The sequence below is a fragment of the Amycolatopsis tolypomycina genome, assembly GCF_900105945.1.
GTDB lineage: Bacteria > Actinomycetota > Actinomycetes > Mycobacteriales > Pseudonocardiaceae > Amycolatopsis > Amycolatopsis tolypomycina.
Map to the genome: position 1 here is coordinate 776,968 of NZ_FNSO01000004.1, position 13,270 is coordinate 790,237.

15 protein-coding genes are annotated in these 13,270 nt (G+C 70.6%); 8 read left to right on the top strand and 7 right to left on the bottom strand.

Going from position 1 to position 13,270, the window contains the following annotated elements; all coding sequences use genetic code 11:
- Nucleotides 1-365: 365 nt before the first annotated feature.
- Nucleotides 366-815, bottom strand: a complete 450-nt coding sequence (locus BLW76_RS14315) for a hypothetical protein (protein WP_091307182.1) — start codon at nucleotides 813-815, stop codon at nucleotides 366-368.
- A gap of 138 nt (nucleotides 816-953) precedes the next feature.
- Here BLW76_RS14315 and BLW76_RS14320 point away from each other — a divergent pair, with 138 nt between their 5' ends.
- Genes BLW76_RS14320 through BLW76_RS14330 form a run of 3 tightly spaced genes read left to right on the top strand, consistent with a single transcriptional unit; the run spans nucleotide 954 to nucleotide 2,762 of the window.
- Nucleotides 954-1,703: a GntR family transcriptional regulator gene (locus tag BLW76_RS14320; protein ID WP_091307184.1), complete on the top strand. Its 750-nt coding sequence runs from the start codon at nucleotides 954-956 to the stop codon at nucleotides 1,701-1,703.
- A complete protein-coding gene (locus tag BLW76_RS14325) occupies nucleotides 1,700-2,542 on the top strand; it encodes a phosphoribosylaminoimidazolesuccinocarboxamide synthase (RefSeq protein ID WP_091307187.1) in 843 nt (280 codons plus the stop codon). Before BLW76_RS14320 ends, BLW76_RS14325 begins: the two co-directional genes overlap by 4 nt.
- On the top strand, nucleotides 2,535-2,762 hold the full coding sequence (locus tag BLW76_RS14330) for a hypothetical protein (protein ID WP_091307189.1): 228 nt from the start codon (nucleotides 2,535-2,537) through the stop codon (nucleotides 2,760-2,762). The genes BLW76_RS14325 and BLW76_RS14330 overlap by 8 nt, the downstream gene beginning before the upstream one ends.
- Here the strand turns inward: BLW76_RS14330 and BLW76_RS14335 are convergent.
- A complete protein-coding gene (locus tag BLW76_RS14335; RefSeq protein ID WP_091307191.1) occupies nucleotides 2,759-3,748 on the bottom strand; it encodes an aldo/keto reductase family protein in 990 nt (329 codons plus the stop codon). The genes BLW76_RS14330 and BLW76_RS14335 overlap by 4 nt on opposite strands.
- Before the next feature lie 199 nt (nucleotides 3,749-3,947).
- Nucleotides 3,948-4,595 (bottom strand): DUF3043 domain-containing protein, encoded by a 648-nt coding sequence (locus BLW76_RS14340; protein ID WP_091307193.1) that lies wholly within the window; start codon nucleotides 4,593-4,595, stop codon nucleotides 3,948-3,950.
- 147 nt (nucleotides 4,596-4,742) lie between these two features.
- Between BLW76_RS14340 and BLW76_RS14345 the strand changes: the two genes are divergently transcribed.
- A complete protein-coding gene (locus BLW76_RS14345; protein WP_004562664.1) occupies nucleotides 4,743-5,120 on the top strand; it encodes a HesB/IscA family protein in 378 nt (125 codons plus the stop codon).
- A 61-nt stretch (nucleotides 5,121-5,181) separates the two neighbouring features.
- Here BLW76_RS14345 and BLW76_RS48500 read toward each other — a convergent pair whose 3' ends face one another.
- Nucleotides 5,182-5,352 carry a hypothetical protein gene (locus tag BLW76_RS48500; RefSeq protein ID WP_167384603.1) on the bottom strand — a complete coding sequence of 57 codons (171 nt, stop codon included), beginning with the start codon at nucleotides 5,350-5,352 and terminating at the stop codon, nucleotides 5,182-5,184.
- Between the two features lie 149 nt (nucleotides 5,353-5,501).
- Between BLW76_RS48500 and BLW76_RS14350 the strand changes: the two genes are divergently transcribed.
- Complete coding sequence (locus BLW76_RS14350; protein ID WP_091307195.1) at nucleotides 5,502-6,494, top strand: carbohydrate kinase family protein; 993 nt, start codon at nucleotides 5,502-5,504, stop codon at nucleotides 6,492-6,494.
- A 58-nt stretch (nucleotides 6,495-6,552) separates the two neighbouring features.
- On the opposite strand, the gene asnB is transcribed toward BLW76_RS14350, so the two are convergent.
- Nucleotides 6,553-8,487, bottom strand: a complete 1,935-nt coding sequence (gene asnB / locus BLW76_RS14355; protein WP_091307197.1) for an asparagine synthase (glutamine-hydrolyzing) — start codon at nucleotides 8,485-8,487, stop codon at nucleotides 6,553-6,555.
- A 185-nt stretch (nucleotides 8,488-8,672) separates the two neighbouring features.
- Here asnB and ctaC point away from each other — a divergent pair, with 185 nt between their 5' ends.
- Nucleotides 8,673-9,614, top strand: coding sequence for an aa3-type cytochrome oxidase subunit II (ctaC, locus tag BLW76_RS14360; protein ID WP_167384604.1), 942 nt, complete (start codon nucleotides 8,673-8,675; stop codon nucleotides 9,612-9,614).
- 32 nt (nucleotides 9,615-9,646) lie between these two features.
- Nucleotides 9,647-10,066 (top strand): cytochrome c oxidase subunit 4, encoded by a 420-nt coding sequence (locus BLW76_RS14365; RefSeq protein WP_091307203.1) that lies wholly within the window; start codon nucleotides 9,647-9,649, stop codon nucleotides 10,064-10,066.
- Nucleotides 10,067-10,120: 54 nt separating this feature from the next.
- Here BLW76_RS14365 and BLW76_RS14370 read toward each other — a convergent pair whose 3' ends face one another.
- On the bottom strand, nucleotides 10,121-11,080 hold the full coding sequence (locus BLW76_RS14370) for a GlxA family transcriptional regulator (RefSeq protein WP_091307204.1): 960 nt from the start codon (nucleotides 11,078-11,080) through the stop codon (nucleotides 10,121-10,123).
- An 82-nt stretch (nucleotides 11,081-11,162) separates the two neighbouring features.
- Between BLW76_RS14370 and BLW76_RS14375 the strand changes: the two genes are divergently transcribed.
- On the top strand, nucleotides 11,163-12,080 hold the full coding sequence (locus BLW76_RS14375; RefSeq protein ID WP_091307207.1) for a DMT family transporter: 918 nt from the start codon (nucleotides 11,163-11,165) through the stop codon (nucleotides 12,078-12,080).
- Nucleotides 12,081-12,232: 152 nt separating this feature from the next.
- Here the strand turns inward: BLW76_RS14375 and trpD are convergent, their stop codons facing one another.
- Nucleotides 12,233-13,267 carry an anthranilate phosphoribosyltransferase gene (gene trpD, locus BLW76_RS14380; protein WP_091307209.1) on the bottom strand — a complete coding sequence of 345 codons (1,035 nt, stop codon included), beginning with the start codon at nucleotides 13,265-13,267 and terminating at the stop codon, nucleotides 12,233-12,235.
- Nucleotides 13,268-13,270 lie beyond the last annotated feature (3 nt).

Below are 13,270 nucleotides of genomic sequence, written 5' to 3' on the forward strand. Positions count from 1 at the left end.
AACCTACCGGGAAGGGCCGGGCGGCGGTCTCGCGGCTCGTCGCCCGCGAAACACAGGCGGCCGGGTCGCCGCCGTGCTGCTGCACGGCGCGGCCCGGCCGCTGGGTCCACCCCGAGCTGGTCGGTGCGGCGTCGGCCCGGACACGCGAGGACGGGGGGGCTGTGGCCGGGCCTGGCCGCGGACGACGTCGAGGTGGATGCCGGGCACCCGGATCGGCCGGGTGCCCGGCGCGATCCGCGTCCAGAGGCCTCGGGGCTTCCGGACCGGACCGCAGTCGAAGGCCTACGGGTAGGCCGAGTGCGAAGGCTTCATCGGAACGGACAGTCGCTGCCGCACGGACTTCTCCTTAGCTGTCGATGCGCCTGTCAGGCGCACGCGGGCGGGCCGCCGCCGTCGTCTCCTTCCGTGGGCGTCCCGGTCGGCCGGATGGTGACGTCCCGCCGCAGCTCGGCCGGGATCCGGCAGTCCGGCTGTGGCCGGAGTGCCTGCAGCGGGGCGCCCGGGGTGCCGGGCTCCGCCAGGGTGAGCACCGCCCGCAGCGTCCACACCGGGGTGGCGTGGTACTGCCAGGTGACGACCCGGGGGTGGAACACGTCCGTGCCCGGGAAGGTCGGCACGCGGTAGGCGCTGGCGCGGTGCTCGTCGCGGAGGATGATGACGTCCGCACAGGTCGGCCAGCGGTGCACGGCCGCGTAGATCTCCGGTGCCTCGCGGCCGCCGAACAGGTGCAGCACCCATTTGCGGCGCCGGAGCTCCTCGAGGAGTTCCTCGAGGCCCTGGCCGCTGGATCCGGAGTGCGGTGTGGGCGGGGACACACTTTCGAGGGTAACTTGCGTACTAGAGCACAGTCCAGTGCGTGTACTAGTACACCTGAGTGGTTCTGAACAGGCCTTTGTGGGACACCCCCCGGCGTGCTAGAACACTTGTGCGTGTTGTCCCTGTGAGGAGCCGCCTTGCCCACCCTCGACCGCCCTGAGCCGCCGTACCTGCAGATCGCGGGCCGGATCCGTGACGACATCCTGTCCGGCCGGCTGCAGGAGGGCGATGCGGTGCCATCCGCCCGCGAGATCGCGCGCACCTGGACCGTCGCCATGGCGACGGCCACCAAGGTGCTGGCCACGCTGCGTTCGCAGGGCCTCGTGCGGCCCGTGCGCGGCGTCGGCACGGTCGTCGACCGCGGCGGCCTGCACCGCACGGCCCGTGACCGGTCCGCCGCCTCGGCGCGGACCGGCCGGATCTACCCGCCGGGCCACTACGCGGTGATCCGCGCGGCCGGCCTCGAACCGGCGACCGAACGCGCCGCGGCCGCACTCGGCCTGGACGCGGGCGCCCCGGTGATCCGCCGCCGGCGTACCACCTACGGTCCCGACTCGCGGCCGCTGTCGACGTCGACGTCGTGGTTCGACGGCGCGCTGTCGGCCAAGGCGCCCGCGCTGCTGGTGGCGGAGCGGATCGTCGAAGGCACCGCGGCCCACGCGGCCGCCCGGCTGGGCACGAAGATCGCGACGACGCAGGAACGGCACGCGGCGGGCCGCGCGGGCGAGGAGGAGGCGGCCGAGCTGGGGCTGCCCGCCGGGTCGCCGGTGCTGCTGGGCCGGAGCACCTTCCTGGCGGCCGACGGGACGGTCGTCGAGTACGGTGAGTCCGCCGCCTTGCCCGACCACTGGGTTTTCTACGAGTACACGACTGAGGACGGCGAATGAAGCACATCCACGCGGGCAAGGTCCGTGACCTGTACGAACTCGACGGCGGGGACATCCTGCTGGTCGCGTCCGACCGCGTCTCGGTCTACGACGTCTCGCTGCCGACGCCGATCCCGGACAAGGGCAAGCTGCTCAACCAGCTGTCGGCCTGGTGGTTCGACCGGATGGCCGACGTCGTCCCGAACCACGTCGTGTCGACCACGGACGTGCCCGAGGAGTTCGCCGGCCGCGCGATGCGCTGCAAGCCGCTGAAGATGGTCCAGGTCGAGTGCATCGCCCGCGGCTACCTCGCCGGCCTGGGCCTGCGCGAGTACCAGCGCGACGGCAAGATCTCGGGCGTCGCGCTGCCGCCGGGCCTGGTCGAGGGCGACAAGCTGCCGGAGCCGATCTTCACGCCGACGACGAAGATCTCCGACACCGGCCACGACGAGTTCATGACCTTCGAGGAGGTCATGAACGAGATCGGCGAAGACACCGCGAAGCGGCTTCGCGAGCTGACGCTGGAGATCTACACGAAGGGCGCGGAGCACGCGGCCGCCCAGGGCGTCATCATCGCGGACACGAAGCTGGAGTTCGGCTTCGACGCCGACGGCACGCTGACCCTCGGCGACGAGGTCCTGACGTCGGACTCGTCGCGGTTCTGGCCGGCCGACGAGTGGGAGCCGGGCCGTGCGCAGCACGCGTTCGACAAGCAGTTCGTGCGCGACTGGTCGCGGACGACGGGCTGGGACCAGACCCCGCCCGGGCCGGAGATCCCCGCGGACATCGTCGAGCAGACGCGGCAGCGCTACACCGAGGTCTACGAGCGGATCACGGGGAAGACCTGGGTCCGTGGGTGAGTACGACCCGTACCGGCTGATCGACGACGTCGAAAGCCTGCTCGTCTCGCACGGGCTGTCGCCGGCGCGCGTGCCCGGCCGCGGCGGCGACCGGCTGGCGGGTGCCAGCCGGCTGCTGCGCGGGTTCGGCCTGGAGCCCCGGATGGCACCCGAGGACGCGTTCGACCTCGGGGTGCCGTTCCAGGGGCGGATCAACCAGGCTGAAACACTCAAAGACTAGGGGCTCTTGGTCAGGCCGGCGTCGCGCTCGACGACGTCACCGAGGACGTCGTCGATGGCGGTGAGCAGGTCTGCGTCGAGCTTCTGGCCGGCGGCCTTGACGTTCTCGTGCACCTGCTCGGGGCGCGAAGCCCCGATGATCGCCGAGGCGACGTTCGGGTTCTGCAGCACCCACGCGACGGCCAGCTGCGCGAGGCTCAGCCCGGCCTGCTCGGCGAGCGGTTCGAGCTGGGCGACGCGCTTGAGGACGTCCTCGTCGAGGAAGCGGGCGACCATGTCGGCGCCGCCCTTTTCGTCGGTGGCGCGCGAGCCTTCGGGGTAGGCCTGGCCGGGCTTGTACTTGCCGGTGAGCACGCCCTGCGCGATCGGCGACCAGACGATCTGGCTCAGGCCTTCGCGCTCGGAGGTGGGGATGACCTGCTCTTCGATGACGCGCCAGAGCATGTTGTACTGCGGCTGGTTCGACACGAGCGGGATGTGCAGCTCACGCGCGAGGGCGGCACCGCGGGAGATCTGCTCGGCGGTCCATTCGGAGACGCCGACGTAGAGGACCTTGCCCTGGCGCACGAGGTCGGCGAAGGCGACCATGGTCTCTTCGAGCGGGGTGTGCCGGTCGAAGCGGTGCGCCTGGTAGAGGTCGACGTAGTCGGTGCCGAGCCTGGTCAGCGAGGCGTGCGCCGACTCCATGATGTGCTTGCGGGACAGGCCGCGGTCGTTGGGCCCCTTGGGGCCGGTGGGCCAGAAGACCTTGGTGAAGATCTCGAGGCTTTCCCGCCGCTGCCCCTTCAGGCCGCGGCCGAGCACCGACTCGGCGGCGGTGTTGGCGTAGGCATCGGCCGTGTCGAAGGTCGTGATGCCGGCGTCGAGGGCGGCCTGGATGCAGGCACGGGCCTGGTCTTCCTCGACCTGGGAACCATGGGTGAGCCAGTTCCCGTACGAGATCTCACTGACGTTGAGGCCGCTACGGCCGAGACGACGAAACTCCATGGCCGCGAGCTTAGGCGGTAATCGTTTGCTTTGCTAACGACCTGGAGTGACTCCAGGCACGCCGGGGTCGCCGGATGTCATGAACGACTCTTTCATGACGTCCGGTGACATGAACGACTCTTTCATGACGTCCGGCCGGCGGTCGTGGACAGCAAGAAGCCGGGTGGAGGCTCGCTCCACCCGGCTTCTCGAAACCAGCTCAGTTGGGGATCGGGTCCCCCGGCTTCAGCCGCGGCTTCGGCATCCGCAGCCGGCGGATCTGGGACGCCCGCACGAACGCGTACCAGCCGATCGAGCGGCCGTTCACCGCTTCCTTCGGGAACTTCTCGCGGACCAGCTTCGCGATCTTCCGGCCGTTGACGAAGCCCTCGATCGCCATCACCAGCAGCATCGCCGTGCACAGCAGGGTGATGTACGACTGCACCTGGGGCAGCGGCACCAGCAGGGCCAGGAACACCACGATCGCCAGCGGCATGAACAGGCCGAGCAGGTTGCGGCGGCTGTCGACCAGGTCGCGGACGTACCGCTTGACCGGCCCCTTGTCGCGCGGCAGCAGGGCGCTGTCGTCGCCGCGCATCATCGCGTCGCGGCGGGCCTTGGCGGCCGCGCGGCGGTCTTCCTTGGTCTGGGGGTTCGCCTTGCGCAGTTCCTTGTTGCGCTTCATCGCCTCGCGCATGGTGGTGGGCGGCGGCGCCACCGGGCCGCGGCGCTTCGCCTCTGCCTCGCGGCGCTTCGGCGTAGCCTTGCCCTTACCGGGCGTGTACGCCTTGCCGGCGACGTCGACGGCTTCGGTCGTCTCCGGCTCGTCGGCGGCGGTGTCTGTGGTGCTTCGGCGCAGGAACCTCACCTCACCAGGGTATTGCAGGCGTCACGCCGCCGGTAAGCAGGGCGATCCATGTGCGACCATGGTGGGGGAACAGATCGGACGCCCCGGGTGTTGAACACGTCAGCACGAGGAGTATCCGCAGCGAGTTCGACTTTGATGAGGAGTGCCATGACGACCGCTGAGCACGCCGGCGCGACGCAGGCCGAGACCGCCGAGGAGACCCACGGCGTCACGTTGACCGACGCCGCGGCTTCCAAGGCGAAGGCCCTGCTCGAGCAGGAGGGCCGCGACGACATGCACCTGCGCATCGCCGTCCAGCCCGGTGGCTGTGCGGGCCTGCGTTACCAGCTGTTCTTCGACGAGCGCACGCTCGACGGCGACCTGTTCCGCGACTTCGACGGCCTCAAGGTCGCCGTCGACCGGATGAGCGCGCCGTACGTGTCGGAAGCCGTCATCGACTTCGTGGACACGATCGAGAAGCAGGGCTTCACGATCGACAACCCGAACGCCACCGGCTCCTGCGCCTGCGGCGACTCGTTCCACTGAGTGACAGCCACGAAGAAGGGCCCCGTCCACCCGGACGGGGCCCTTCTTCATGGCTGCGGGGCTACACGTAGACGTCGAGCTCGGCCACCAAGCCGTGGCAGGCGTCGTCGACCTGCCACGGTTCGGCCGTGACGGGCGCGGTCGGGAGGCTTTCGGCCTGGAGCGTCGCCGGGATGAGCGCGCAGTCGGCGATCAGCTCGGACAGGGTCTCGGGTTCGGTGACGGCGTTCACGATTCGTAACGCTATTGATCCGCTCTCGACTGGAGAAGGAGTACCAGCCGGTAGTGTCGGCTGGGCACGCGCGAACTACCCGGATGGGTCATGACCCGGGGGTAACTTCGCGCCTTTTGCCGTGAGGAAAGAGCACAAAGGAGCAGCCGGTGGCAGAAAAGGCCAGGATCGCGGTGTCCGGCAGTATCGCGACCGACCACCTCATGCACTTCCCGGGCAGGTTCGCCGAGCAGCTGGTCGCGGAGCAGCTGCACCGCGTCTCGCTGAGCTTCCTCGCCGACGACCTCGTCGTCCGCCGCGGTGGCATCGGCGCGAACATCGCCTTCGGCCTCGGGGTGCTCGGCGTCCAGCCGGTCCTCGTGGGCGCGGTCGGCGCCGACTTCGCCGACTACCGCTCCTGGCTGGAGCGGCACGGTGTCGACACCTCGGGCGTGCACGTGTCCGAGGTCGCGCACACCGCGCGGTTCGTCTGCACCACCGACGAGGACCTCTGCCAGATCGCGACGTTCTACGCCGGCGCGATGGCCGAGTCCCGCAACATCGAGCTGCAGCCGATCGCCGAGCGCGCCGGCGCGCTGAGCCTGGTGCTGATCAGCCCGGACGACCCCGAGGGCATGATCCGCCACGCCGAGGAGTGCCGGCAGCGCGGGTACGCCTTCGCCGTCGACCCGTCGCAGCAGCTGGCCCGGATGACCGGCGAGCAGGCGCGCGCGTTCGTCGCCGGCGCGAAGTACCTGTTCAGCAACGACTACGAGTGGGAGCTGCTGCTCCAGAAGACCGGCTGGACCGAGGCCGACGTCCTCGAGCAGGTCGGCCTGCGGATCACGACGCTGGGCGAGAAGGGCGTCGAGATCGTCGGCAAGGACGGCGTCGCCCTGCAGATCGGCGCGGTCCCCGAGCGCACCAAGGCCGACCCGACGGGCGTCGGCGACGGCTTCCGCGCGGGCTTCCTGGCCGGCCTCGACGGCGGCCTGGGCGTGGAGCGTGCGGCCCAGCTGGGTTCGCTGATCGCGGTGCTGGTGCTGGAGACGGTCGGCACGCAGGAGTGGACGTTCGACCGCGCGGAGGCCCTGGCCCGCATCGGCGAGGCCTTCGGCCCGGACGCCGCGGAGGAGATCTCGGCGGTCCTGCCCGCCGCCTGAGCCCTGATACGACGAAGGCCCCGCACCGAGCCGGTGCGGGGCCTTCGTCACACGAGCGTCAGAGCTTGACCGGGTACACCGGCTCCGGGATCTCCGGCTTGATGCGGTGCTCGACGAAGATGCCGTGCCACAGCATGAACACGATCAGCGCCCACAGCTGGCGGCTGCGGTCGAGCTGGCCCGCCTTGTGCTCCTCCAGCAGGGCCAGGATCGCCTTCTTGTCCAGCAGTTCCTCGGTCTTCGAGTCGCTGATGATCCCCTTCGCCCAGTCGTACATCTCGTTGCGCAGCCACAGCCGGATCGGCACCGGGAAGCCGAGCTTGCGGCGGTTGAGCACGTGCGCCGGGATGATCTTGGCCAGGGCCTGGCGCAGCGCGTACTTCGTCGTGCCGTGGGCGAGCTTCTGGTCCAGCGGGATCGACGCCGCGACCTTGAACACCTCGGCGTCCAGGAACGGCACCCGCAGCTCCAGCGAGTTGGCCATCGTCACCTTGTCGGCCTTGACCAGGATGTCGCCGCGCAGCCACGTGTAGAGGTCGACGTGCTGCATGCGGGCCACCGGGTCCCAGCCGCGCGAGACGTCGTACCAGGGCGCGGTGACGTCCTTGAAGCCGACGCCCTCCTGGTAGGTCTTCAGCACGTTCCGCAGCTGGTCGTCGCGGAAGTTGCGGGCGTTGCCGTAGTAGCGGTCCTCCAGCGGCAGCGCGCCGCGGCGGAGCAGGTCCTTGCCGCGGGTGCCCTCGGGGATCTTCGTCGAGACCTTGCCGATGATCTTGCGCATGCCGCCCGGGATCTTCTCGAACGGCGCCAGCGAGATCGGCTCGTTGTAGATCGTGTAGCCGCCGAACAGCTCGTCCGCGCCCTCGCCGGACAGCACCGCCTTGACGTGCTTGCGGGCCTCGCGGGCGATGAACCACAGGGGGACCAGCGCCGGGTCGGCGACCGGGTCGTCGAGGTACCAGACGATGAGCGGCAGCACCTCCATCATCTCGTCCGCCGACACCGTCCGGACCACGTGCTTGACGCCGATCGCGGCGGCCGACTCGGCGGCGACGTCGACCTCGGAGTAGCCCTCGCGCTCGAACCCGGTGGTGAACGCGATCAGGTTCGGGTTGTGCTCCTTGGCCAGCGTGGCGGTGGCCGTGGAGTCGATGCCGCCCGACAGGAAGGCACCCACCGTGACGTCCGGGTCGGAGATCATGTGCTTGCCGACCGAGTCGCGCATCACGTCGGCGATGCGCTGGTACAGCTCCTCGGCCTCGGCGGGCGAGTTGACCGGCTTCGCGCTGAACTGCGGGTGGAAGTAGCGCGTGAACTTCACCTCACCGCCGGGCACCACCTCGAACGACGTCCCGGACTCCACGCGCCGGATCGCCGTGTGCAGCGACTCGGGCTCGGGCACGTACTGCAGCACCAGGTAGTGCTGGAGGGCCTTGCGGTCCAGCTCCTGGGCGACGCCGAGGACGTCCGACAGCTCCAGCAGGCTCTTCTTCTCGCTGGAGAACGCCACGCCCTCGGGGCCGGCCGAGTAGAACAGCGGCTTGATCCCGAACGGGTCGCGCGCGCCGAAGACCCGCTTCTCCTGCGAGTCCCAGATCATGAAGGCGAACATGCCGCGCAGGCGCTTCACCCAGTCCGCGCCGAGGTAGTGGAAGCCGGCGACGATGGCCTCGCCGTCACCCTCGGTCTCGAACTTCGCGCCGTGCTGCTCGGCGAGCTCGGCCCGCAGCTCCAGGTAGTTGTAGATCTCGCCGTTGAAGTTCATCGTGTACCGGCCCGGCGCTTCGGGCGGGCCCCAGACCAGCGGCTGGTGCGCGTGCTCGACGTCGATGAAGGCGAGCCGGTTGAAGCCGTAGACGACCTCGGCGTCGGCCCAGGTGTCCTGCTCGTCGGGGCCGCGGTGGCGTTGGCAGCGCATGGCCGCGCCGACGGCGTCACGCGCGTTCGCCGCGCCGGTCTCGGTCGCGCAGATCAGTCCAAGCAGGCCGCACACGGGTACTCACACACCTTCAGGGTCTTCACCGGGCTGGGGGAAGGCCCCAGTATGCCGGGACGCTGGTGGCGAGTAACACGCACGTCGATGGTTACCCCTTGGTCAGCAGGATGGGCCAACTCGGCTAGAGTCCGGCTGTCACAAAGATCTGTCGTAGGAGGCTCTGGGTGAAAGGGCGAGGCGCAGTGGGACAACCCGAGCGCACCCTGGGGAAGCGGACCGTGCGCGTCGCCGCGCTGGCCGTGCTGGTCGCGCTGACCGCGACGGGCTGCTCCGGCGACGAGATCCTGCGGTTCGGCTGGCCGGTCGGCGTCACGCAGCAGGCCACCGAGATGCGGAACCTGTGGACCTGGACCGTGGTCGCGGCGCTGGTCGTCGGTGTCATCGTGTGGGCCCTGATCTTCTGGACCGCGACGTTCCACCGCAAGAAGAAGACCGCCGACGGCGAGCCGGAGGAGCTGCCGCGGCAGTTCCAGTACAACATCCCGCTCGAGCTGTTCACGGTCGTCGTCCCGACGATCATGGTCTGCGTGCTGTTCTTCTTCACCGCGACGACGGAGTCGAAGGTCCTGGACAAGATCCCGAACCCGGACGTCAAGGTCCAGGTCGTGGCCTTCCAGTGGAACTGGGAGTTCAAGTACGAGGACGAGTCCGCGAAGAAGGCGGACGGCCAGCAGGTCAGCACCGTCGGCTCGTCCGGCGAGATCCCGCTGCTGGTGCTCCCGGTCGGCAAGACCATCCAGTACGACCTGGTCTCCACCGACGTCATCCACTCCTTCTGGGTCCCGGAGTTCCACTTCAAGCGGGACGTCATGCCGAACCCGGAGAAGAACAACCAGGACAGCTCCTTCCAGAACAAGATCGACCGCGAAGGCTCCTTCGTCGGCCGGTGCGCGGAGCTGTGCGGCACGTACCACTCGGTGATGAACTTCGAGGTCCGGGCGCTGTCGGCGGACAAGTACGACCAGTACATCGCGCTGCGCAAGCAGGTGAACCCCTCGACGGGCCAGACGTTCACCGCGGCCGAGGCGCTGGCGAAGATGAACTGCGGCGAGCTGTGCACCCCGCACGCGGTGACGACCCAGCCGTTCAACACCGACCGCACGGCACGGACCGCGTCCAACTGACGGCCAAGCCGCACAAGGAGTAGGAAAGACCCATGAAGGTCGAAGCCCGCATCTTCTTCATCGTGGCGATCTTCGCCGTGTTCATGGCCGGCGTGTACTGGGTGTGGACGGCACTGGCCGCGACCCACGGTGCCGAGCCGGTGGGCATCGTCGCGCTGTTTCTCACCGGTGGCCTGGCGTTCCTGGCCGGCAGCTACATGCAGTTCGTCGCGCGCCGCATCGAGCCGCGCCCGGAGGACCGCGAGGACGCCGAGATCAGCGACGGCGCGGGTGAGCTGGGCTTCTTCAGCCCGGGCAGCTACTGGCCGGTCAGCATGGCGGCCACCGCGGCGCTCGGTGCCGTGGCGCTGGCGTTCTTCCACATCTGGCTGCTGGTCATCGCCCTGGTCGCGCTGCTCATCACGATCGGCGGGCTGGTGTTCGAGTACCACACGGGCCCGTCGCACGACTGAGTTTTCACTCGCCGGACCGGCCGTCGCACTTCGGTGCGGCGGCCGTTTCGTTTGTCAGCCCCGGAAGGCCGTCCGGTACGACGACGGGCTCGTGCCCCGCAGGCGGCTGAACTGGTGCCGCAGCGCGGCCGCCGACGCGTACCCGCAGGCCGTGGCGATGTCCTCCACCGACCGGCCGCCCTCCTCCAGCAGCGCCTGGGCGCGGTCCAGCCGCCGCTCGGTCAGCCAGCGGTGCGGCGTGGTGCCCGTGGCCGCCGAGAAGCGCCGCAGGAACGTCCGCTCGCCCAGGCCGCTGCGGCGGGCCAGCTCCGCCACCGTGAACGGCTGGTCCAGCCGCCGCTCCACCCATTCCAGGGCTTCCGCGACCACGGCGTCGTCGCCCGCCGCCGTCGCCGGGACGGGCGCCTGGACGAACTGCGCCTGGCCGCCCGCGCGGTGCGGGGCCGCCACCATCCGCCGGGCCAGCGTCGTGGCCGCCGCGACCCCGCGCAGCCGGCGGACCAGGTGCAGGCACAGGTCGACCGCCGCGACCGTGCCCGCGCTGGTCAGGACGCCGCCGTCGTCGGCGTACAGCGCCTGCGGGTCCACCTGGGCCGCCGGGAAGCGAGCGCGGAACTCCGCCTCGTAGACCCAGTGGACCGTGCAGCGGCGGCCGTCGAGCAGGCCCGCGTAGCCGAGGGAGAACACGCCCGCGCAGAACCCGGCGACCCAGGCCCCGCGCCCGGCCGCGTCGCGCAGGACGTCCAGCACCGGCTCCGGCGGCGGGGCGGTCCGGGGCGCGCACGTCGGCACGATCAGCAGGTCGGCCGCCGCCGCGAAGTCCAGGTCACGCAGGCCGGCCAGGCCGAACCCGGACCAGCTCTCGACCGCGGCCCCGGCCGGCGAGCAGACGCCGAAGTCCCAGCCCTCGATGCCGTCGGCGCTGCGGTCGGTGCCGAACACCTCGCACGCGACGCCCAGCTCGAAGGGCGAAACGCGGTCGGCGAGCACGACGGCGACCCGGTTGACGTCCATGCCGGCCAGTGTGTCACAAGTTTTGCGGCCATTGTCATCTCTGACACTGGTTGATCTCCGGCCGCGGGACGAACCTGGTCGCATGACGAACTCCGAAACCCGCCCGCTGCTCCAGTGGTCCGCGGCGATGGCGATGTCCGGCACGATCGGTGCCGTCGTCCTCGAGAGCGGCGCGGCCGCCCCGGCCGTGGCCTTCGCCCGCTGCCTCGTCGGCGGTGCCCTGCTCGTGCTCTGGTGCCTCGCCCGCGGCTGGCTGCCGGCCTGGCGGCCGTCCCGCCGCGACCTCGGCCTGGCCGTGCTGGGCGGGCTGTTCCTGGTCGGCAACTGGGTGCTGCTGTTCGCCTCGTACGCGCTGTCGTCGATCTCGGTCAGCACGGTCGTCTACCACACCCAGCCGCTGATCCTGGTCGGCCTGGCGGCGGCCTTCCTCGGCGAGAAGGTCGCGAAGAGTCACCTGGCCCGGGCCTCGATCGCGTTCGGGGGAGTGGCGTTGATCTCGCTGTCCGCCCACGGCGAGGACGGCAAACCGGTCCAGCTCGCCGGCATCGCCCTGGCGCTCGGCGCGGCGGTGTTGTACGCCGGAGCGTCCTTCGTCGCGAAGCAGCTGAAGCACATCCGCCCGCACCTGCTGGCCGCCGTGCAGACGACGGTGGGCGCGCTGGTGCTGGCGCCTGCGCTGCTGATCACGCCGCTGCCGTCGACGACGCCGGGGCTGCTCTGGCTGGTGCTGCTCGGGACCGTCCACACGGCACTGATGTACGTGCTGATGTACGCGAGCATCGGCAAGCTGCCGACCACGACGGTGGCGCTGCTGTCCTACCTGTACCCGGTGGTCGCGGTGCTGGTGGACATCGCCTGCTACGGCCACCGCCCGACCTGGCCGGAGGCGCTGGGCATGCTCGCGGTGCTGGCGGCCGCGCTGGCACCGCAGCGCAGCCGCAAACCGGCCGCCGCGCCGGAACCCCGCCGCCCCGCCCCGGAACCGGCCTGCCGGTCGTGACCAGACCCGCAACTCGCGTGATCCGGGACGTGACTCGCGTGATCAGGGACGTAACTGACGTGATTGAAGCCGGAACTCGCGAGTTCCGGCCCCAGTCACGCGAGTTCCGGCTTCAATCACGCGAGTTCCGGGTTCGGTCACGCGGGTCCCGGTCAGCTGAAGGCGATCCAGCGGTCCAGTAGCGCGGCCGCGGCGCCCGAGTCGATCGCCTCCGCGGCCCGGGTCAGGCCGGCCCGCAGATCGTCCTCCAGGGACTCCGAGAAGCCCGTGAAGGCCGTGAGGGCCGCCGCCGCGTTGATCAGGACCGCGTCGCGGACCGGGCCCGGCTTGCCGCCCACCAGCTCGCGGATCACCTCCGCGTTCGCCGCCGCGTCGCCGCCGCGCAGGTCCGCCGCCGTCGCGCGGGCGATGCCCACGTCGGCCGGGTCGAAGCTGCGCTCGGTCACCGTGCCGTCCGAGATCACCCAGACGGTGGATGTCGTCGTGGTGGTGATCTCGTCGAGGCCGTCGTCGCCGCGGACGACCAGGGCGCGGGTGCCGCGGCGGGCGAACGTCTCCGCCAGCACCCGCGTCTTGTCGGCGTACGCGCAGCCGACCAGCGCCGCGCCCGGCTGGGCCGGGTTGGTCAGCGGGCCGAGCAGGTTGAACGTCGTCGGGATGCCGAGCTCGCTGCGCACCGGGCCGGCGTGCCGCAGCGCCGGGTGGAACGCCGACGCCAGGAAGAACCCGACGCCGACCTCGGCGAGGCTGCGCTGGACGTCTTCCGGCGGCAGGCTGATCGTGACGCCGAGCGCCTCGAGGACGTCCGCCGCGCCGGACTTCGACGACGCGCTGCGGTTGCCGTGCTTGGCCACCGGCGCCCCGGCGGCCGCCGTGACGATCGTCGCCATCGTCGAGATGTTCACCGAGTTCGAGCCGTCGCCGCCGGTGCCGACGATGTCGACGGCCGGGCGGTCCAGCTCGACGCGTTTGGCGTGCGCCAGCATCGTCGCCGCCATGCCGGCGATCTCCTCGGGCGTCTCGCCCTTGGCGCGCAGCGCGACCGCGAACCCGGCGATCCGGGCGGGGCTCGCCGCGCCGCTCATGATCTGGTCCATCGCCCACGCCGTGTCCTCCGCGGAGAGGTCGGCGCCCGCGACGAGCTGCTTGAGCAGGGGTGGCCAGGTGCGGGGGACCGGGGTGGTCACCGG

What these genes read in the sequence shown, in the direction of transcription:
- BLW76_RS14370 (WP_091307204.1), bottom strand. Translation starts at nt 11,080, where the DNA reads ATGGACGTCAACCGGGTCGCCGTCGTGCTCGCCGACCGCGTTTCGCCC.
- BLW76_RS14325 (WP_091307187.1), top strand. Translation starts at nt 1,700, where the DNA reads ATGAAGCACATCCACGCGGGCAAGGTCCGTGACCTGTACGAACTCGAC.
- BLW76_RS14365 (WP_091307203.1), top strand. Translation starts at nt 9,647, where the DNA reads ATGAAGGTCGAAGCCCGCATCTTCTTCATCGTGGCGATCTTCGCCGTG.
- BLW76_RS14345 (WP_004562664.1), top strand. Translation starts at nt 4,743, where the DNA reads ATGACGACCGCTGAGCACGCCGGCGCGACGCAGGCCGAGACCGCCGAG.
- BLW76_RS14375 (WP_091307207.1), top strand. Translation starts at nt 11,163, where the DNA reads ATGACGAACTCCGAAACCCGCCCGCTGCTCCAGTGGTCCGCGGCGATG.
- BLW76_RS14335 (WP_091307191.1), bottom strand. Translation starts at nt 3,748, where the DNA reads ATGGAGTTTCGTCGTCTCGGCCGTAGCGGCCTCAACGTCAGTGAGATC.